Here is an 18,556-nt window from a genome sequence, read left to right on the forward strand (position 1 = left end):
GCCCGTGACGTTCGCGCACGATAATCTTCGCAACGTGAATGTTCCCCGTCGCTGCTGCAGGCCCGGGTGCCCGCACTACGCCGTGGCGACGCTGACCTTCGTCTATTCGGACTCGACAGCTGTCGTCGGACCGTTGGCGACAGTGTCCGAGCCGCACTCCTGGGATCTGTGTGTCGTGCACGCCGGACGTATCACCGCCCCCCGCGGCTGGGAACTGGTCCGGCACGCCGGCCCGTTGCCCTCACATCCCGACGAAGACGATCTGTCGGCTCTCGCCGACGCCGTGCGTGAGCGCAACGACGGACTGCCCTCGTTGAACGGCGTCACCGCCGGTTTCTCCGATCCGTCCACCGGTCTTCCCGGGGGCGCGCTGATCGCGCCGCCGATCCGCCGCCCGGAAACCAACGGCCGTCGTCGCGGGCACCTGCGGGTGCTGCCCGACCCGCCGGACACCGGCACCGAATAGATCGACCGGTCGAACTTCGGCCGTGCGGCGAGACCTGCGGCGGCGGAATACGTGAGCCACTAGGCTGACTGCGAGTCACCATCCCAAGCCCGGTCGATCCAGAGAGCGAGGACAGCCATGCCTCGGCCCGCCGCCGCCGTCAATGCTGTGATCAAGGCCTATGACGTTCGTGGACTGGTCGGTGAGCAGATCGACGAGGCATTCGTCCGCGATGTCGGCGGCGCCTTCGCACGGCTGATGCGGGACGAGCAGCAGGCCCGTCAGGTGGTCATCGGCCACGACATGCGCAGCAGCTCGCCGTCGCTGTCGGAGGCATTCGGCGAGGGCGTCACCGCGCAGGGCCTCGACGTGGTCCGGATCGGACTGGCCTCGACCGACCAGCTGTACTTCGCGTCGGGCCTGCTGGACTGTCCCGGCGCCATGTTCACCGCCAGCCACAACCCGGCCGCTTACAACGGCATCAAACTGTGCCGGGCCGGGGCCAAGCCGGTCGGCAAGGAGACCGGGTTGGCCACCATCACCGATGAGGTGATTGCCGGCGTGCCCGCGTACGACGGCGCACCGGGCAGCGCCACCGATCGGGATGTGCTCGCCGACTACGGCACCTTCCTGCGTTCCCTGGTTGACCTCTCCGGACTGCGCCCGCTGCGCGTCGCCGTCGATGCGGGCAACGGCATGGGCGGCCACACCACGCCCGCGGTGCTCGGGGCGATCCCCGGCCTCACCGTGCTGCCGCTGTTCTTCGAACTCGACGGCACCTTCCCCAATCACGAGGCCAATCCGCTGGACCCGGCCAATCTGGTGGATCTGCAGGCACATGTCCTGGCGACGGGAGCCGATATCGGGCTGGCCTTCGACGGCGACGCAGACCGCTGCTTCGTGGTCGACGAGTTGGGCCGTCCCGTGTCTCCCTCCGCGGTGACCGCCCTGGTGGCCGGCCGCGAGCTGAGTCGCGAGATCGGCGCCACGGTCATCTACAACCTCATCACCTCGCGGGCGGTGCCCGAGTTGATCATCGAACGCGGCGGCACCCCGGTGCGTTCGCGTGTCGGGCACTCCTACATCAAGGCGCTGATGGCCGACACCGGCGCGATCTTCGGTGGCGAGCATTCGGCGCACTACTACTTCCGTGATTTCTGGGGCGCCGACTCCGGGATGCTGGCGGCGCTGCATGTGCTCGCCGCACTGGGCGAGCAGCAGCGACCGCTGTCGGACCTGATGGCCGACTACCAGCGGTACGAGGCGTCCGGGGAGATCAACTACACCGTCACCGACGCCCCCGCAGTCGTCGAATCGGTGCTCACCGCCTTCGGGTCCCGGATCAACTCCATCGACCACCTCGACGGCGTGACGGTCGATCTCGGTGATGGCCGCTGGTTCAACCTGCGCACCTCGAACACCGAGCCGCTGCTGCGGCTCAATGTGGAGGCTCGCACAGGAGAAGAGGTCGACGAGATCGTGGGCGAGGTGGCCAAACTGACTGCCGCAGGTAGCGTGCCGTGACCTCGCGGGCCGCCACGATCGACCTGGACGACGTCGAGGGACTCCTCGCCGCCGACCGGGACGGGCTGTTGCGCGCCGCCGCCATGGCGGGAGCCCAGGTGCGTGCCGTCGCGGCCGCTGTCGACGAGGGCGCCCTGGAGTCGGTCCGCTCGGACCTGCCGCCGCGCATCCTGATCTGGGTGGCCGCAAGTGGGCCCGCACTGACGGCGGGGACGCTGCTGTCGGCGGCGCTGGGCGGGTCCACCGCCGTGCCCATCGTGGTGGCCCCGGAGGTGCCACCGTGGATCGGTGCACTCGACGTGCTGGTGGTGGCCGGGGCCGATCCGGGTGATCCGGTGCTGGTGGCTGCCGCAGCGACGGGCGTGCGCCGCGGCGCGCGGGTGATCGTCGCCGCGCCGCACGAAGGACCGTTGCGCGATGTGACGGCAGGGCGTTCCGCATTGCTACCGCCGCGGCTGCCGGTGCCCGAGGAGTTCGGGTTGTGCCGCTATCTGGCTGCCGGGGTGGCCATCCTCGCCGTCCTCGACGCGGGGATGCGGGTGGACATCGCGGCCCTGGCCGACGAACTGGATGCCGAGGCGTTGCGCAACAGCGTCGCACGCGAGCTGTTCACCAACCCGGCCAAGACGATCGCCGACCAATTGGCCGGCCGCGATGTGGTGCTCGCCGGTGACGGCGCCGCCGCGTTGGCACTCGCCCGCCACGCCGCGACGATTCTGCTGCGCATCGGTCAGCAGGCGGTCGCGGCCACCGGGCTGCATGAAGCACTGATCGCCGCGGCCGAGATGAATTCGGGGCCCGCCAATTACGAGGCGGCGCTGTTTCACGACGAGGAGATCGACGGACCGTTGCCCGCGCGGTTGCGCGCCGTGGTGCTGACCTCCGACGAGCAGCGGCCCGCGGTGGTGGCGCGCACCGAGGGGATGGCCGACCTGATGGTGCTCAGCGCCGACGACGTACCCGACATCGCCACGCCGCGTGCGGGTGGACGACCCGAACAACAACTGGCCTTGCTGGCCGTACGGCTGGAGATGACGGCCGTCTACCTGAGATTGGCACGAGGGTGACATCGTGAATGTGCTGCACGGTGCGGTGCGCAAGTACGCCTGGGGGTCGCGGACCGCTATCGCCGAGTTCACTGGAAGGCCTAGTCCCACAGTGCATCCCGAGGCGGAGCTGTGGCTCGGGGCGCATCCCGGGGACCCGGCCCGCTGCGAGACCGACGCCGGCGAGGTGTCGCTCCTGGAGATGGTCAGCGCCGATCCGGCGGGCCAGCTGGGGGAGGCGATCCGGAAACGATTCGGCGACGCGTTGCCGTTCCTGGCCAAGGTGCTGGCCGCCGACGAGCCGCTGTCGCTGCAGGCCCACCCCAGCGCTCAGCAGGCCGAACAGGGATTCGAACGTGAAGAGCGGCTGGGCATTCCGATCTCGGCGCCCAATCGCAACTACCGGGACCGCAGCCACAAGCCCGAGTTGATCGTCGCCTTGGGGCCCTTCGAGGCGCTCACCGGTTTTCGATCGGCCGCGCGCAGCGTCGAGTTCATGCGGGCCCTGGCGGTGGCGGATCTCGATCCGTTCATCACCCTGCTGCTGGATCAGTCCGACGCCGACGGTCTACGGGCGCTGTTCACCACGTGGATCACCGCCCCGCAACCGGATCTCGACGTCCTGGTGCCCGCGGTTCTCGACGGTGCGATCGGCTACCTCCGGTCCGGTGCGACCGAGTTCCAGGCCGAGGCCAAGACGCTGCTGGAACTCGGTGAGCGCTATCCCGGTGATGCCGGGGTGCTGGCGGCGATGCTGCTGAACCGGGTCAGCCTGCAGGCCGGGGAGGCCGTCTACCTGTCGGCGGGCAATCTGCACGCCTACCTGCACGGTGTCGGGTTCGAGGTGATGGCGAACTCGGACAACGTGTTACGTGGTGGCCTGACGCCCAAACACGTCGATGTGCCCGAACTGTTGCGGGTGCTCGACTTCGCGCCGACGGGCGACGCGACCATCGTCGCGCGTCCTGTCGGCGACGGGCTGGAGCTGGTGTACGACACCCCGGCGCCCGAGTTCGCGGTGTCGGTGCTCTCGATCGACGGTGCCCACCTCGGGCATGAGATCGACGCCCCGGCCGAACACGACGGACCGCAGATCCTGCTCTGCACACAGGGCTCGGTCGAGGTGCACGCCAAATCGGACACCGTCACCCTGGACCGTGGTGCGGCCGCATGGGTGGCGGCCGATGACGGGCCGATCCGGCTGCGGGCGACCGAGCCGTCGAAGCTTTTCCGGGTGACCACCGGCCTCTGAGGACCGGCGTCGCGGTTCGCCCGGTACGATCGCGCTGTGAATCCGACAGAGCTTTCGCGTGGCGGACTACTGATGACGCAGCTGCGACGGTTGTCGCCGGCGAATATCGCGGCAATGGTCAGGTGGCTCCGACTGCGCCGGATGTGCAAGGACATGGAGAGCCCGCCCTTCTTCATCGGAAAGGGCCCCACCTTCCTGATCGGGCCGAATGCCAAGATCCGGGTCGGCAAGCACCTGGTGATCAAGCAGAACATGGACTTTCGCGTCGAGGGCGAACTGATCCTCGGCGACCACGTCTGGTTCGCCCCGAACAACACGCTGTCGGCGCACTCCAAGATCGTCATCGGCTCGCACTCGCAATTCGCCGAATGCGTCTCCATTCACGACAACACCCACCTCGGTGCCGACCTGGATACCCCGTTTCACCAGCGTGACCGCGATGCCGCCCCGATCATCATCGGGGAGAGCGTGTGGGTCGGAGCCAAGGCGACGATCCTGATGGGCGTCACCATCGGGGACAACGTGGTCATCGGTGCGAACGCGGTGGTGACCAAGGACATCCCGTCCGGTGTCATCGTCGGCGGCGTGCCCGCCAAGATCATCGGGCGCACCATCAAGGAAGTCGACGCCTCCGCCGAGTAGCTATCGAGACCTGCTGGGCCACAGCGACATCCGTTTCAGCAGCCCGTCGCGCATGCCCACGGTGTGAAACGTGACCGCGCAGATGTGGGCCGTGAACGTGGCGAACAGCAGGTAGGCCAGCACGGTGTGGGTGGTGCGCAGAACCGCGTAGAGACCGATCGCGTGCGGTGCGATGCCCGGCAGGTGCAGGGATCCGATGAGGGTGACCGGCGAATCGGCGGCCGACAGCATGGCCCACCCCACCAGGGGTTGCGCCAGAAGCAAGGCGTAGAGCAGGTATTCGGAATAGGTCGCGACCTTCCGTTCGGCCGCACCCATGGACTTCAGGAACGGCGGCGGGCGATGCGTCAGCCGGTTGAACAACCGGATGACGGCGAAGACGAGTATTGCTATGCCCAGCGGTCGGTGGATTGCCAGGAGCAAGGGGTAGTAGGCGAGCGCGGCGACCATCGTGACACCGAGGAAGAACTGTGCGATCACCATCGCGGCCATGCTCCAGTGCAGCAGCCGGGACAACAGGGTGAACTTCGCGGGCGCCTCAGTGCTCATCGTGGACCACCTGTTCGACGTTGATCTCGCTGGGCGACTTTGGTTCTCGGGCGCGGCGGTTGAACGACTGGGCGTACACCGCCGAACGGGCGCGTGGTAGCGGGTCGTCGCCGACGGCCAGGCCGTCGGGCAGCACCGTCGGGTCGAAGTTGATGTCGCGGGCGTTGCCGGGCGCTTCGGTGACCAGATGGTCGATGGTGAGCACGCCGGCCTCGATGGTGCGCCGGTCGGCAGGCCACGGCAGTGTTGCATCATGCGTCGGGTCGCCGGGCGCGCCGACCGTCAGAACCAGGCGCCAGGACAGTGGTCCGCGGGCGGCCTGTTCGATCAGCGCGTCGAAGAGCTTGTCGTGTGGGTTGCCCTCCGCGGCAGGCGGATCGGCGGCCTGACCGGGCACCAGTGCCCAGCGGATCGGAGTCGTGTGGCCATGGCCGTCGTGCGCCAGGAAGGCGTTGAGGCTGCGGAAGGTGCTGTCGGCGAAACCGTTGGCCGGTACCGCGGCCTTGATGATCTTCATCGCCGCGGCCGACTCGGGATGTGCGGCGAGGAAGGCCGCCATCGCGGCCGGGGCGGGTTTCTTGGTCGCGGGGTCCGGTTTGGCGGCGAGCAGCTGTTCGTAGAACGCCTGCGGCGTGCTGACCGGAAAGACGGGGATGTTGACCATCGCGGTGCGCCACTGCTGGCCGTCGGGCAGCTGGAACAGCACGCCCAGCCCGCGCACCGTCGTCGGATCGTCGGCCACCTGGGGAAGGCTGCCCGACAGCGAGAACCGGGCGATCACCGGAACGGTCCCGCGGTCGAAGACAGACGCTTTCGACACCTCGACGCCCGCGCCGGTGCTGGTGAAGGTGCCGGTGGCGGCGACGCCCTTGGCATGGTTGCGACGGAAACCGTCGTGCCGGCCGTAGAGCTGCTCGAATCGATCGGCGAAGCGCGAGGCCGTCAACCGCGGCGGCCCCAGCCAGTCCGAAGCGACGGCCAGCCCGCCGGCACCGGCCGCTGCCACTCCCGTGACAGCGGCCAGTCCGATGAGGGCGTCGCGACGATTGAGACGAAAACCCGGCTCGTTATCCAGCGTCATGTATTCAGATTGCCCTTTCCAGGCGACGGCGTCAGTGGATGACGTTCAGAAGGGCAGGTCGAGCTGGCCGTTGGTGGTGTTGAGCTCGTCGTGGTTGGACGAGTGCAACCCGACGAGGTACGGCACCTGGGGGTTGGTGCCGTAGGGCACGAGCGGGCTGGTGTCGGCGCCGGCGATGGGCGCCAGTGCGACGGCGGCCCCGGCGACGCCGAGGGCCAACCAGCCGATGCGGCGGGCGATGGTGTTGTGCTTCATGACGTTCTCCTAATTCGCTTGTGGGAGCGCACATCGCGTTCCTGACGACTCTCAACTTGCCGGGGCTTCACGATGCTTCGTTAATCGATTCCTGAAGATTTGATGTAGGTCGTTCCCGGGGGGCCGTTCTCGACGGAACAGACTCGGTGATCAGGGCATCATGGGGAAATGCCGGATATTGGGGGCGCGTCCACGCTGCGCGCGTTGGTCGTCGACGACGAGGTGCCGTTGACGACGGTGGTGGGCAGCTACCTGGTCAAGGAGGGCTTCGAGGTGCACACGGCCCACGACGGCCCGGCGGGGCTGGCCAAGGCCCGCGATGTCGACCCCGATGTGGTGGTGCTCGATGTCGGCCTGCCCGGGATGGACGGTTTCGAGGTGTGCAGGCAACTGCGCGGATTCTCCGATGCCTATGTCGTGATGCTGACGGCGCGGGACACCGAAGTGGACACGGTGGTCGGCCTGTCGGTGGGCGCAGACGACTACGTGACCAAGCCGTTCAGCCCTCGCGAACTGGTGGCCCGGGTGCAGGCCATGCTGCGCCGGCCACGTCGCGACACCCGCGGCCGCGATACCGCCCCGGAGCATCCGCCTCGGGAAATCGGCGGCCTGCGCGTCGATCTCGGCAGCCGGGAAGTCCACGTCGATGAGGGCGAAATACTGCTCACCCGAACCGAGTTCGACATCCTCGCCGCGCTGTCGGCCCGGCCGGGTCTGGTCATGGGGCGCAGACAGCTCATCGAGGCGGTGTGGGGCGACAACTGGGTGGGCAACGACAACATCGTCGACGTGCACGTCGGTCACCTGCGCCGCAAGCTGGGTGACGATCCGGCCCAGCCCCGGTTCGTCACCACCGTCCGCGGTGTCGGCTACCGGATGGGGAAGGGCTGATGAGCGCCCGCTTCGGCATTCGCACCCGGCTGCTGGCAGCCAATTCCGTTGTGGTGGTTGCCAGTATCGCGACGACCATCGTGGTCGCGATGCTCGTCGGCCCGCCGATGTTCCAGCGGTTGATGGATGCGGCGGTACAACCGGGCAGTGCCACCGACCATCCGTATCAGCGAGCGTTCGAACGTGCGACGACGATGTCGGTGGGTACGGCACTGGCGGTGTCGGCGGTCGCGGCGTTGACGCTGAGCTGGTACCTGAGCCGCCGTGTCTACCGGTCCGCAACTGAGCTCGCCAGTGCCGCAACGGCTATCGCCGATGGTCACTACGACGTCCGGGTGTCCCCGGCCGGGCTGGGCAAGGAGTTCGACGAGATCGCAGCGGCTTTCACGACCATGGCGCAACGCCTCGGTGACGTCGACCGCACCCGGCGGCAGATGCTGGCCGACCTGGCCCACGAGATCAGAACGCCGGTGGCGGTGCTGGAGGCCTACTTCGAGGCGCTCGAAGACGGTGTGCAGACCCTGGACGCCGACACGATGGGCGTGCTGCGCGATCAGACCCGCCGGCTCACCCGGTTCAGCGCCGACGTCGGGGAGCTGTTCAACGCGGAGCAGCGCCGGGACTCGATCGACGTGGGTCCGGTTGCGGTCGGTGACCTGATCGCCAACGCTGTGGTGTCCTTCGAGCCGCAGTACCGGGCCAAGGGGGTCTCCCTGGTATCGGACGCCGACTCCGGGCTTCCCGCGGTCAGTGGTGACCCCGAACGCACAGGCCAGGTACTCACCAACTTGCTCGACAACGCGTTGCGGCACACGCACAGCGGCGACCGCGTCGAGATCACGGCGCGCCGGCGCGGTGACACCGTCGCGGTGGCGGTCGCCGACACCGGCGACGGGATTCCTGCCGAACATCTGGACCGGGTCTTCGAGCGGTTCCACCGCGTCGATGCGGCGCGCGATCGCGAACACGGCGGCGCCGGGATCGGGCTGGCCATCGCCAAGGCGTTCGTCGATGCGCAGGGCGGTCAACTCACTGCCGACAGTGGCGGGCCCGGCCGGGGGAGCACCTTCACCTTCACGATCCCCACTCACTGAGTTTTACAAAATAGGCCTGTTTGTCTAGACGTCGGACAAATCCAGGTTTATAGTCAACGTCAAAGGTGATGGCACTCACAGGAGGAGTTGACGATGACGTCACAGACCGACTTCCCACCCGACGCGGCAGCCCAGCCCGCCCCGGCCGACTGGCGAGACCGCAAGCGCTATCTCTGGCTGCTCGGGCTGATCGCCCCCACCGCGCTGTTCGTGATGCTGCCCGTGGTGTGGGCGTTGAACCACGCCGGCTGGCATGCCGCCGCGCAGGTCCCGTTCTGGGTCGGCCCGCTGCTGGTCTACGTGCTGCTGCCGGCGCTGGACCGGTTCTTCGGTCCGGACGGCCAGAACCCGCCGGATGAGGTGATGGACCGGCTGGAGAACGACAAGTACTACCGGTACTGCACCTACATCTACATCCCGTTCCAGTACGCCAGCGTCGTCTTCGGCGCCTACCTGTTCACGGCCTCGGATCTGGGCTGGCTCGGATTCGACGGTGGTTTGGGCTGGCCGGCCAAGATCGGTCTGGCGCTGTCGGTGGGGGTGCTCGGAGGGGTGGGCATCAACACCGCGCACGAGATGGGACACAAGAAGGACTCGCTGGAGCGCTGGCTGTCCAAGATCACCCTCGCCCAGACCTGGTACGGCCACTTCTACATCGAGCACAACCGTGGTCACCACGTCCGCGTCGCCACCCCGGAAGATCCCGCGTCGGCCCGGTTCGGCGAGACGTTCTGGGAGTTCCTGCCGCGCAGTGTCTGGGGCAGCCTGAAGTCGTCCTGGGAGTTGGAGGCCAAGCGGCTGGAACGGGCGGGCAAGAGCAAATGGCACCCGTCCAACGACGTCCTGAACGCCTGGGCCATGTCGGTCGTGTTCTACGGCGCTCTGATCGCGATCTTCGGTATCGCGCTGGTGCCGTACATCCTGATCTCGGCGGTCTACGGGTTCGCCCTGCTGGAGACCGTCAACTACCTGGAGCACTACGGTCTACTGCGGCAGAAGCTGGAGTCGGGCCGCTATGAGCGGTGCGCGCCGGTGCACAGCTGGAACTCCGACCACATCGTGACCAACCTGTTCCTCTACCACCTGCAGCGGCACAGCGATCATCACGCCAATCCGACGCGGCGCTACCAGATTCTGCGCAGCATGGACGGCGCGCCGAACCTGCCCAGTGGCTACGCCTCGATGATCGGGCTGACCTACTTCCCGCCGCTGTGGCGCAAGGTGATGGACCACCGGGTGCTCGACCACTACGACGGCGACATCACCCGTGCCAACATCCACCCGCGGGTGCGCGACAAGGTAATGGCCAAGTACGGAGCGACCCGGTGAGCGCGTTCAAGTGCCCCGGCTGCGACTACACCTATGACGAAGCCAAAGGTTCACCGCGAGAAGGCTTTCCGCCCGGAACTGCGTGGGCCGAGGTGCCCGACGACTGGACTTGTCCGGACTGCGCGGTGCGGGAGAAGGTCGACTTCGAACAGATCGGTGCCGACGCGTGAACGGCTTCAAGCGCTACGTCTGCGTCCAGTGCGGGTTCGAGTACGACGAGGAGAAGGGCTGGCCGGAGGACGGCATCGCCCCCGGCACCCGATGGGATGACATCCCCGAGGACTGGAGTTGCCCGGACTGCGGAGCCGCCAAATCCGATTTCGACATGGTCGAGGTCGAAAGCGCGTGACCGCCGTCTGGGCGGCAAGTCGCGATAACCTCGCGCATATGAACACCCCGACGCCTCGGAGTACGGCACAGCGCGTGCCCTACGCCGAGGCGTCTCGGGTGCTGCTGCGGGACTCGATCCTGGACGGCATGCGCGAACAGCTGCTGGTGCGGGACTGGTCGTCCATCACGCTGACCGACGTGGCGCGGGCCGCCGGGATCAGCAGGCAGACCATCTACAACGAGTTCGGATCGCGCCAGGGCCTGGCCGAGGGTTATGCGTTGCGGCTGGCCGACCGCCTGGTCGACGCCGTGGCCCACGCCATCAACCACAACGTCGGCCACGTCTACGAGGCGTTTCTGGAGGGCTTCCGGGCGTTCTTCGCCGAATCGGCGTCCGATCCGCTGGTCATCTCCCTGCTCACCGGCGCGGCCAAGCCCGACCTGCTGCAGATCATCACCATCGGCAGCGGTCCGATCATCAGTCGCTGCTCGGCGCGGCTGCAGCAGACCTTCCAGAACAGCTGGATCCGCTCCAGCGACGAGGACGCCGGAGTGCTGGCCCGGGCCATCGTCCGGCTGGCGATGAGTTACGTGTCCATGCCGCCGGAAGCCGACCACGATGTGGCCCGTGACCTGGCCCGCCTTATGTCGCCGTTCGCCGAACGATACGGTGTCATGGACACCCCTTAGCTGTCAGAGCGCCGCTGCCGTTCCATCGCCGTAGCGCCTGTCCCGCGAGCCCGCAGGCTTTGGGTGGTCGGCATGAGTGCATGTGCGGCTCTCCGCGGCACGCATTCATGCGTTCATACGCAAAGACGAACAAAAAAAGGGGCTCTTACATGACCGAGCTGAAGGCCGATGTCCGCAACGGCATCGACTACAAGGTCGCCGATCTGTCGCTGGCCGAATTCGGCCGCAAGGAAATCCGCCTGGCTGAGCACGAGATGCCGGGCCTGATGGCGCTGCGCCGCGAATACGCCGACGTGCTGCCGCTCAAGGGTGCGCGCATCTCCGGATCACTGCACATGACCATCCAGACCGCCGTCCTCATCGAGACGCTGGTGGCGCTCGGTGCCGAGGTGCGCTGGGCGTCCTGCAACATCTTCTCCACCCAGGATCACGCCGCTGCCGCCATCGTGGTCGGCCCGCACGGCACCCCCGAGGAGCCCAAGGGCACCCCGGTCTTCGCCTGGAAGGGCGAGACGCTGGAGGAGTACTGGTGGGCCGCCGAGCAGATGCTCACCTGGCCTTCCAAAGATGGTGCGGAAGCGCCGGCGAACATGATCCTCGACGACGGTGGCGACGCCACCATGCTGGTGCTGCGCGGCGCGCAGTACGAGAAGGCCGGCGTGGTTCCTCCCGGCGAGGACGACGACTCCGACGAGTGGAAGGTCTTCCTGGCGCTCGTTCGCAAGCGGTACGAGACCGAGAAGGACAAGTGGACCAAGGTCGCCGCGTCGGTCCGGGGTGTCACCGAGGAGACCACCACCGGCGTGCTGCGCCTGTACCAGTTCGCTGCCGCGGGTGAGCTGGCGTTCCCGGCCATCAACGTCAACGACTCGGTCACCAAGAGCAAGTTCGACAACAAGTACGGCACCCGCCACTCGCTGATCGACGGCATCAACCGTGGCACCGACGTGCTCATCGGCGGCAAGGCCGCGCTGGTCTGCGGTTACGGCGACGTCGGCAAGGGCTGCGCCGAGGCGCTCAAGGCGCAGGGTGCCCGCGTGGCGGTCACCGAGATCGATCCGATCAACGCGCTGCAGGCGCTCATGGACGGCTTCGAGGTCAAGAGTGTCGAAGAGGCCATCGGCTGGGCCGACATCGTCATCACGGCGACCGGCAACCAGGGCATCATCACCCTCGAGCACATGAAGGGCATGAAGCACCAGGCGATCCTGGGCAACATCGGCCACTTCGACGATGAGATCGAGATGGCCCGCCTGGAGCGCGACCCGAAGATCCGCCGGATCAACATCAAGCCGCAGGTCGACGAGTTCGTCTTCGAGGACGGCCATTCGATCATCGTGCTGTCCGAGGGCCGCCTGCTGAACCTCGGCAACGCCACCGGCCACCCGTCGTTCGTGATGAGCAACAGCTTCTCCAACCAGGTCATCGCGCAGATCGAGCTGTGGACCAAGAACGACGAGTACGACAACGAGGTCTACCGCCTCGCCAAGCACCTCGACGAGAAGGTCGCCAAGATCCACGTCGAGGCGCTCGGTGGCACGCTGACCCGCCTCAGCAAGGAGCAGGCCGAGTACATCGGCGTCGACGTCGACGGCCCGTACAAGCCGGAGCACTACCGCTACTGATCTCTGTGTTCAACAGATTGACGCGGACGATCGCCGCGACGGCCCTCTGCGCCGTCGCGGCGATCGGCTGCTCGAGGGCTGACGAGCCGTCGCAGCCCGCCGCCCCGCCGCTCGACGTCCGGCACGACGCCGCCGGTCTCACCGCGGTCTTCCCGGCGATCGGTGTTCCGGAATCGGTTGCCTGGGTGCAGTGGTCGGGTTCGGCCGGCAGTGACACCACCGCGCGCTGGACCGACGCCGTGGTGCACCTGGCGCCGGCGGTCGCGGACGCCATGGTGCAGCAATTCGAACCCACCGACACCGGCCGCAAACCGCAGGTGCAGGACGAACTGTCAGCCGACGTCCCGAAAGGGCCCTTCCTGACGGGTGACCGTCTCGACGACGGCTTCTCCTCCGTGGCCACCAGTGCGTACGCGTTCCTGGACCGTGAGCACGACACCTTGGTATTGCAGGCGACCAGTCTGGATTAGCTGGCCGCCCGCTTTACACTTTCGCCGTTAACCGACACGTATGGAATCCGTAACCATTCGGTGACCTTGCTGTTACTGTCCGGTGGTGATTCGGGTCGGGGTGAGCGTCTTCGTGGTGCTCGTGGGGATGCTGTCTGGTTGTCTGGCAACGGGTTTCATGCCGCGTGCTGGTGCAGACGACTGGTATCCGTACTACAACGAAGACGAGTACACCGAGTTCTACACACCACCGAATCCGTTGCCGCCCGGCAAACCGGGCGACCTCGTTCGCACCGAACCGTCCCGATTGGTGCTCGAGCCCTCCGGCCAGCTCGGGGCCATCATGGCCACCGGAACCCGGGTGATGTACCTGTCGACGGACGCGCGAGGCAACCCAGATGTGGTGACCGGCACCTACTTCGAGCCGTACAACGCCTGGCCGGGCCAGGGCCCGCGGCCGCTGATCGTCTACGGTCCCGGCACCCAGGGCCAAGGCGATCAGTGCGCACCGTCGCGGCAGTTCAACCAGGGCATCCACTGGTCGCCGTACCTGGACATCGGGGTCAACTACGAAGAGGCGTTCGTGGCCACCATGGTGGCCCGCGGATTCGCCATCCTGATGACCGACTACGAAGGTCTGGGCACCATCGGCGTCACGCACACCTACGTGAACCGGCTCTCCGAGGGGCACGCGATGCTGGACGCGGCGCGCGCGGCACGGTTGCTGCCCGACACCTCGCTGACACCTGGTGGGCCCACGGCCTTCTGGGGATACTCGCAGGGCGGCGGGGCCGCCGCGTCGGCGGCCGAGCTCGCCTCGAGTTACGCGCCCGACCTCAACATCGTCGGTAGCTACGCGGGTGCGCCGCCGGCCGACCTGGCCGAGCTGATGCCCTATGCCGATGGCAGCGCCCTGGTCGGGGTGGTGGGCTATGCGCTCAACGGAATCATCCAGTCCTATCCGGAGGCCGAACCGGCCATCCGAGCCAAACTGACCCCGCGCGGCGAGGACCTCCTGGCGAAGGTCAAGGATCAATGCATCGCCGAGACCATCGCGAAGTTCATGTTCCGGCACCTGCAGCCGTACTTCAACGAGCCCATCGAGGATCTCCTGGCCGAGCCGGCCTTCCGGGGTCTGTTCGATCTGCAGCGCATCGGTACGCTCCGGCCCAACGCCCCGGTTCTGGTGAACAGCAACAGGTTTGACCCACTGGTGCCCTGGACCGCGGCCAACCAGATGAGCCGGGACTGGTGTGACAAGGGCGCCGATGTCGAGTTCCGCACCAACGAGCAGCCCCCGTTTTTGAACAAGTTGGTGATCAACCACGCGCTGCCCATGCTGGTCGACGGTGAGCCGGCGATGCAGTGGATCGCCGACCGGTTCAACGGCGTGCCGACCGCGCCCAACTGCGGGACGTTCTAGGTCTAGGCTGCGGGATGTGCGAGCGGTCGCTCTCCTCGTGTCGGTTCTGCTCCTGGTAACTGCCTGTGGGCAGAACGGGAATGGGGCCGCGTCCCCGTTCCCGGCTGCCACCGGCCGGGGACCCTGTGCGGTGGACACGGAGCGCGATGTGCCCGCGACCATGCGGGACGGCACCGTGCTGCGGGCCGATGTCTACCGGCCCCGGAGTGCGGACCCGGTTCCGGTGATCCTGATGCGGACCCAGTACGGCAAGACCGGCGCGCAGGTGGCGCCGTCGCGGTTCCAGCCGCCGGACTGGTTCGCATCGCACTGCTATCTGGTTGTGGTGCAAGATGTCCGGGGTCAAGGGGCGTCGGGCGGCACCTTCAGCGAGTTCACCAACGACATGAACGACGGCTACGACTCGGTCGAATGGGCCGCCGCGCTGCGCGGGTCGAGCGGTAAGGTCGGCATGTACGGGTCGTCCTATGTCGGTGCCACCCAGTGGCTGGCCGCGGTGACGGCCCCGCCCCATCTGGTCACCATCGTTCCCGCGAACACCGCGTCCGACTACTACGACGGCTGGACGTATGAGGGTGGGGAGTTCCGCCTCGCGTTCGTGCAGCCCTGGGCCATCGACTCGATCGCCACCACCGCCGCACGCAACCGCAAGGACCTATCCGCGCTGGCTCGCCTGGAAGAGGCGGCGGGGGAGCCGACCCGATGGCTGAACTTCCGCCCGTTCAAAGATCTTCCGCCGATGCAACCGCAGAACCCCGCCGTGGCGCCCTGGTACTTCGACTGGATCCGGCACAACACCCGTGACGATTTCTGGCGTGCCGTGAGCATCCGGGACCGCTATCCAGCGGTGCGGATCCCGGTACTGCACGTCGAGGGTTGGTATGACGCGTTCCTCGCGGGCGGCGTGGAGAACTTCGCGGGAATGACGGCTCGCGGCGGCAGCGAGGATGCGCGCGCCAATCAGCGACTGGTCATCGGTCCGTGGGATCACGTCGCGTGGGGCCGAACCGACTCCCGGCCCGCGCCGATGCTGTCCGATATCGGCCCGGTGGCCAACAGCCCGATCAACGAATTGATGTTGCAGTGGTTCGACCATTTCCTCAAGGGCGCCGACAACGGTATCGGTGGAAAGCCACGGGTCGACTACTTTCTCATGGGTGCCAACACCTGGCGAGAAGCCTCGGGTTGGCCACTGCCGCAGACGGAATGGGTCAACTGGTACCTGTCGGGCGACGGGAGACAGGCCGAGCGTAAGGGTGCACTGCAACCCGTCCTGCCGGCAGCTCAAGGCCCGGACACCTATATCTACGACCCCGCCTTCCCGGCGCCGAGCCTGGGTGGGCACTCGTGCTGCGGCGCGATGTCGGGACCGCAAGGTCCCTACGATCAGACGCCGGTCGAGCAGCGCTCCGATGTGCTGGTCTACGACTCGGCGCCGTTGTCGCACGACACGGAGGTCACCGGGCCGGTGACGGTGACACTCTGGGCGCAGTCCACGGCCGTCGACACCGACTTCACCGCGAAACTCGTCGTGGTGAAACCCGATGGGCAAGCGGTGAACCTGAACAACGGGATCCTGAGGACCGCCTTCCGGGATTCTCTCTCTCAGCCCGCACCGATGGTGGCCGGTCAACCCTATGAGCTGCATATCCAGATCTGGCCCACCAGTTACCAATTCAGGGCGGGGGACAGGGTGCGGCTGGAGATCTCCAGCAGCGACTACCCCCAGTTCGCGCCCAACCCCAACACCGGTGTGCCGTTCGGCCAGGACACGCGAACGGTGCCTGCGATGCAGACCATCCTGCACGACCCCGCGCATCCGTCGTCGATCACGCTGCCGGTCATCCCTGAAAACTGATCGGTGTCCTTTTATCGCCACTGATACATAGTCTTTGACACGATGGAAACCGATCTGTACCGTAGGTGCAGTGACATCGCGTGAACGCATTTCCGCAGCCGCGGCCGAACTGTTCTACCGTGACGGCATCCACGCCACCGGGGTGGACACGCTGGCACGCACCGCGGGCGTCTCGAAGCGGACGCTGTATCAATACTTTCCGAGCAAAGATGATCTGGTGCGCAACTATCTGACAGATCTGACCGAGGTCGGCGGGACTGCGCGCGAACGTCTGTTGGACCAAGTCGGTGTCACGGCGCGGGAGCGCTTGTTGGCGATCTTCGATACGGCTCCCACGGATCGGTTCCGCGGCTGCCCTTTTCACAACGCCGCGGTGGAATCTGCCGGTTTGCTCGACGGTGTGGACGATATCGTCCGCGACCACAAGATGCGCTTCGCCGCGCGACTGGCCGAAGTCGCGACGGAGGCCGGTGCCGCCGACCCGCAACTGCTCGGCCATCAACTGCTGGTGTTGTTCGAAGGCGCGACGGCGCTGTCGACGTCCCTGAACGACACTTCGCCCATGGTGCACGCCCGCGCTGCCGCTGCGCTTCTGCTGGATAGCGCTGTCGCACAATCTGATTAGGAGAATCTCATGTCGTCAGTACTGATCACCGGGGCCAATGGCGGCATCGGTCGCGCACTTGCCGTGGAGTTCGCCCGTCGTGGGCATCGCGTGATCGCCACGGCGCGCAACCCGGAACGTCTCGCCGATCTCGACGTCGCGCAGCGACTGCCCCTCGATGTGACCGACGACGCCAGCGTGGCCGCCGCGGTCGAGGCCGCCGGCGACGTCGACGTCCTGATCGCCAACGCCGGCGTCATCTTCTACGCTGCGGTGGAGGCCATCCCGCTCGATGAGCTGCAGCGAGTATTCGCGCTGAACACCGTCGGGGCGCTGCGCGTCGCGCAGGCGATCCTGCCGCAGATGCGCGCCCGCGGAGACGGCCGGCTGCTGTTCATGTCGAGTGTGGTCGGCAGGATCGTGCTGCCACCCGGCGCGGCGTACGCGTCGACGAAGTGGGCGCTGGAGGCATTGGTCGAGGCGCTGGCCATCGAGGTCGCACCCTTCGGGGTGCAAGCCGCCCTCCTGGAACCGGGTGCGGTGAGCTCGGGAGCCCTCGATGACGTTCTGACCTACAGGTTGCCGGATGATCCGTACGACGCTCCGCGGGGTAACACCGGCGGTCGCGAGTTCGTGACACCCGAAGTGGTGGCAGCCGAGGTGGCCGACGCCGCGGAGGCGTCGAAGCTTCCTTTGCGCATTCCGATCGGCGACCCTGCTCGGGCCTTGCTCGCTGCCCGGCAGGCGGCGCCGGTCGACGTTCCCTTCGTCGCAGGCTGACTCCTACGGGCGGTACTGCTGCACCGCGGTGGCTCCTGTCTGGTCACCGGATTCGTTGAGCCCCTTGATGACTCCGTCGATGTCTTCGGCGGGCCGGTTCTGGCTGAGCTTGAATTTGGCCTCGATGCGCGTGATGGCGACCTCGACGCCGACGATGGCCCGCAACTGCCCGGCGACGTATCTCTCCGGCGCGTCGTCGACGCTCCACGGCTGAGGCTGGTTCGCCTCGTGCTTGTCGGTGAGCCGGCGCACCAGGCGGTCCAGCCATGCGGGGTCGTCGTGGATGGTGACGTTGCCGTACACGTGGGCGGTCAGGTAGTTCCAGGTCGGGACCACACGGCCGTGCTCGGCCTTGGAGGGATACCAGCTGGGGCTGATGTACGAGTCAGCGCCGCGGACGATGACCAGCGCCTCGCCCAACACGGGTAGCTGCCACTGCGGGTTGTTGCGCGCCACGTGTCCCAGCAGGGTCTGTCGCTCGGCGTCGTAGACGAAGGGCAGCATCGTGGCGACCAGACCCCCAGGTGTCGAGGTGATGAAGTCGGCGGCCCCGTGGTGGGTGAGCAGTTCGTGGACCGCTGCGTCGTCGGCGGCGAAGTGTGCGGGGACGTACATGTGTCCAGCGTCGGGGATGGGGTGGGGTGGGGGCAAGGGGTTTCAAGTGAGCTTCACTTGCAGTCAGCCTGTCC

General features: G+C 67.1%; 21 protein-coding genes. 17 read left to right on the plus strand and 4 right to left on the minus strand.

Going from position 1 to position 18,556, the window contains the following annotated elements; translation table 11 throughout:
* The first annotated feature begins 34 nt into the window (after positions 1-34).
* The 5 genes from AC1DY7_RS06300 (at position 35) to AC1DY7_RS06320 (ending at position 4,909) form a co-directional block, all read left to right on the plus strand.
* Positions 35-466: a DUF3499 domain-containing protein gene (locus AC1DY7_RS06300; RefSeq protein WP_477492810.1), complete on the plus strand. Its 432-nt coding sequence runs from the start codon at positions 35-37 to the stop codon at positions 464-466.
* Positions 467-583: 117 nt separating this feature from the next.
* Positions 584-1,969 carry a phosphomannomutase/phosphoglucomutase gene (locus tag AC1DY7_RS06305; protein WP_477492811.1) on the plus strand — a complete coding sequence of 462 codons (1,386 nt, stop codon included), beginning with the start codon at positions 584-586 and terminating at the stop codon, positions 1,967-1,969.
* The gene (locus AC1DY7_RS06310) at positions 1,966-3,036 is read left to right on the plus strand and encodes a TobH protein (RefSeq protein WP_477492812.1); all 1,071 of its coding nucleotides are present in this window, start codon (positions 1,966-1,968) and stop codon (positions 3,034-3,036) included. The genes AC1DY7_RS06305 and AC1DY7_RS06310 overlap by 4 nt, the downstream gene beginning before the upstream one ends.
* A gap of 4 nt (positions 3,037-3,040) precedes the next feature.
* Positions 3,041-4,267 carry a mannose-6-phosphate isomerase, class I gene (gene manA / locus AC1DY7_RS06315; protein WP_477492813.1) on the plus strand — a complete coding sequence of 409 codons (1,227 nt, stop codon included), beginning with the start codon at positions 3,041-3,043 and terminating at the stop codon, positions 4,265-4,267.
* A gap of 114 nt (positions 4,268-4,381) precedes the next feature.
* Positions 4,382-4,909 (plus strand): acyltransferase, encoded by a 528-nt coding sequence (locus AC1DY7_RS06320; RefSeq protein WP_477492814.1) that lies wholly within the window; start codon positions 4,382-4,384, stop codon positions 4,907-4,909.
* Here the strand turns inward: AC1DY7_RS06320 and AC1DY7_RS06325 are convergent, their stop codons facing one another.
* Genes AC1DY7_RS06325 through AC1DY7_RS06335 form a run of 3 tightly spaced genes read right to left on the minus strand, consistent with a single transcriptional unit; the run spans position 4,910 to position 6,794 of the window.
* The gene (locus AC1DY7_RS06325; RefSeq protein WP_477492815.1) at positions 4,910-5,458 is read right to left on the minus strand and encodes a cytochrome b; all 549 of its coding nucleotides are present in this window, start codon (positions 5,456-5,458) and stop codon (positions 4,910-4,912) included. It lies immediately after the preceding gene.
* Positions 5,448-6,539: a catalase family peroxidase gene (locus AC1DY7_RS06330; protein WP_477492816.1), complete on the minus strand. Its 1,092-nt coding sequence runs from the start codon at positions 6,537-6,539 to the stop codon at positions 5,448-5,450. The genes AC1DY7_RS06325 and AC1DY7_RS06330 overlap by 11 nt, the downstream gene beginning before the upstream one ends.
* Positions 6,540-6,584: 45 nt before the next feature.
* Positions 6,585-6,794 (minus strand): hypothetical protein, encoded by a 210-nt coding sequence (locus AC1DY7_RS06335; protein WP_477492817.1) that lies wholly within the window; start codon positions 6,792-6,794, stop codon positions 6,585-6,587.
* Positions 6,795-6,962: 168 nt separating this feature from the next.
* Here AC1DY7_RS06335 and AC1DY7_RS06340 point away from each other — a divergent pair, with 168 nt between their 5' ends.
* The 12 genes from AC1DY7_RS06340 (at position 6,963) to AC1DY7_RS06395 (ending at position 17,867) form a co-directional block, all read left to right on the plus strand.
* Positions 6,963-7,685, plus strand: a complete 723-nt coding sequence (locus tag AC1DY7_RS06340; RefSeq protein WP_477492818.1) for a response regulator — start codon at positions 6,963-6,965, stop codon at positions 7,683-7,685.
* Entirely contained in the window at positions 7,682-8,779 is a 1,098-nt protein-coding gene (locus AC1DY7_RS06345; protein WP_477493212.1) for a sensor histidine kinase, read from the plus strand. Before AC1DY7_RS06340 ends, AC1DY7_RS06345 begins: the two co-directional genes overlap by 4 nt.
* Before the next feature lie 93 nt (positions 8,780-8,872).
* The gene (locus AC1DY7_RS06350) at positions 8,873-10,108 is read left to right on the plus strand and encodes an alkane 1-monooxygenase (RefSeq protein ID WP_477492819.1); all 1,236 of its coding nucleotides are present in this window, start codon (positions 8,873-8,875) and stop codon (positions 10,106-10,108) included.
* Positions 10,105-10,278, plus strand: a complete 174-nt coding sequence (locus tag AC1DY7_RS06355; protein WP_477492820.1) for a rubredoxin — start codon at positions 10,105-10,107, stop codon at positions 10,276-10,278. The genes AC1DY7_RS06350 and AC1DY7_RS06355 overlap by 4 nt, the downstream gene beginning before the upstream one ends.
* On the plus strand, positions 10,275-10,457 hold the full coding sequence (locus AC1DY7_RS06360) for a rubredoxin (protein ID WP_477492821.1): 183 nt from the start codon (positions 10,275-10,277) through the stop codon (positions 10,455-10,457). Before AC1DY7_RS06355 ends, AC1DY7_RS06360 begins: the two co-directional genes overlap by 4 nt.
* Before the next feature lie 38 nt (positions 10,458-10,495).
* A complete protein-coding gene (gene alkX / locus AC1DY7_RS06365; protein ID WP_477492822.1) occupies positions 10,496-11,128 on the plus strand; it encodes a TetR family transcriptional regulator AlkX in 633 nt (210 codons plus the stop codon).
* A gap of 149 nt (positions 11,129-11,277) precedes the next feature.
* Positions 11,278-12,753: an adenosylhomocysteinase gene (gene ahcY / locus AC1DY7_RS06370; protein ID WP_477492823.1), complete on the plus strand. Its 1,476-nt coding sequence runs from the start codon at positions 11,278-11,280 to the stop codon at positions 12,751-12,753.
* Positions 12,754-12,770: 17 nt separating this feature from the next.
* Positions 12,771-13,223, plus strand: coding sequence for a hypothetical protein (locus tag AC1DY7_RS06375; protein ID WP_477492824.1), 453 nt, complete (start codon positions 12,771-12,773; stop codon positions 13,221-13,223).
* A 127-nt stretch (positions 13,224-13,350) separates the two neighbouring features.
* Complete coding sequence (locus AC1DY7_RS06380; protein WP_477493213.1) at positions 13,351-14,625, plus strand: lipase family protein; 1,275 nt, start codon at positions 13,351-13,353, stop codon at positions 14,623-14,625.
* 160 nt (positions 14,626-14,785) lie between these two features.
* Positions 14,786-16,483, plus strand: a complete 1,698-nt coding sequence (locus AC1DY7_RS06385; protein ID WP_477493214.1) for a CocE/NonD family hydrolase — start codon at positions 14,786-14,788, stop codon at positions 16,481-16,483.
* A gap of 70 nt (positions 16,484-16,553) precedes the next feature.
* Positions 16,554-17,108, plus strand: coding sequence for a TetR/AcrR family transcriptional regulator (locus AC1DY7_RS06390; protein ID WP_477492825.1), 555 nt, complete (start codon positions 16,554-16,556; stop codon positions 17,106-17,108).
* A gap of 9 nt (positions 17,109-17,117) precedes the next feature.
* Positions 17,118-17,867 carry an SDR family NAD(P)-dependent oxidoreductase gene (locus tag AC1DY7_RS06395; RefSeq protein WP_477492826.1) on the plus strand — a complete coding sequence of 250 codons (750 nt, stop codon included), beginning with the start codon at positions 17,118-17,120 and terminating at the stop codon, positions 17,865-17,867.
* 3 nt (positions 17,868-17,870) lie between these two features.
* Here AC1DY7_RS06395 and AC1DY7_RS06400 read toward each other — a convergent pair whose 3' ends face one another.
* The gene (locus AC1DY7_RS06400; protein WP_477492827.1) at positions 17,871-18,482 is read right to left on the minus strand and encodes an FMN-binding negative transcriptional regulator; all 612 of its coding nucleotides are present in this window, start codon (positions 18,480-18,482) and stop codon (positions 17,871-17,873) included.
* Positions 18,483-18,556 lie beyond the last annotated feature (74 nt).

This window comes from Mycobacterium sp. P2_H7 (genome assembly GCF_056403275.1).

Coding starts and splice junctions, on each gene's coding strand:
- AC1DY7_RS06400 (WP_477492827.1), bottom strand. CDS start 18,482: ATGTACGTCCCCGCACACTTCGCCGCCGACGACGCAGCGGTCCACGAA.
- AC1DY7_RS06325 (WP_477492815.1), bottom strand. CDS start 5,458: ATGAGCACTGAGGCGCCCGCGAAGTTCACCCTGTTGTCCCGGCTGCTG.
- AC1DY7_RS06320 (WP_477492814.1), top strand. CDS start 4,382: ATGGTCAGGTGGCTCCGACTGCGCCGGATGTGCAAGGACATGGAGAGC.
- AC1DY7_RS06330 (WP_477492816.1), bottom strand. CDS start 6,539: ATGACGCTGGATAACGAGCCGGGTTTTCGTCTCAATCGTCGCGACGCC.
- alkX (WP_477492822.1), top strand. CDS start 10,496: ATGAACACCCCGACGCCTCGGAGTACGGCACAGCGCGTGCCCTACGCC.
- AC1DY7_RS06395 (WP_477492826.1), top strand. CDS start 17,118: ATGTCGTCAGTACTGATCACCGGGGCCAATGGCGGCATCGGTCGCGCA.
- AC1DY7_RS06385 (WP_477493214.1), top strand. CDS start 14,786: ATGCGGGACGGCACCGTGCTGCGGGCCGATGTCTACCGGCCCCGGAGT.
- AC1DY7_RS06380 (WP_477493213.1), top strand. CDS start 13,351: ATGCTGTCTGGTTGTCTGGCAACGGGTTTCATGCCGCGTGCTGGTGCA.
- AC1DY7_RS06335 (WP_477492817.1), bottom strand. CDS start 6,794: ATGAAGCACAACACCATCGCCCGCCGCATCGGCTGGTTGGCCCTCGGC.
- ahcY (WP_477492823.1), top strand. CDS start 11,278: ATGACCGAGCTGAAGGCCGATGTCCGCAACGGCATCGACTACAAGGTC.
- AC1DY7_RS06305 (WP_477492811.1), top strand. CDS start 584: ATGCCTCGGCCCGCCGCCGCCGTCAATGCTGTGATCAAGGCCTATGAC.
- AC1DY7_RS06340 (WP_477492818.1), top strand. CDS start 6,963: ATGCCGGATATTGGGGGCGCGTCCACGCTGCGCGCGTTGGTCGTCGAC.
- AC1DY7_RS06350 (WP_477492819.1), top strand. CDS start 8,873: ATGACGTCACAGACCGACTTCCCACCCGACGCGGCAGCCCAGCCCGCC.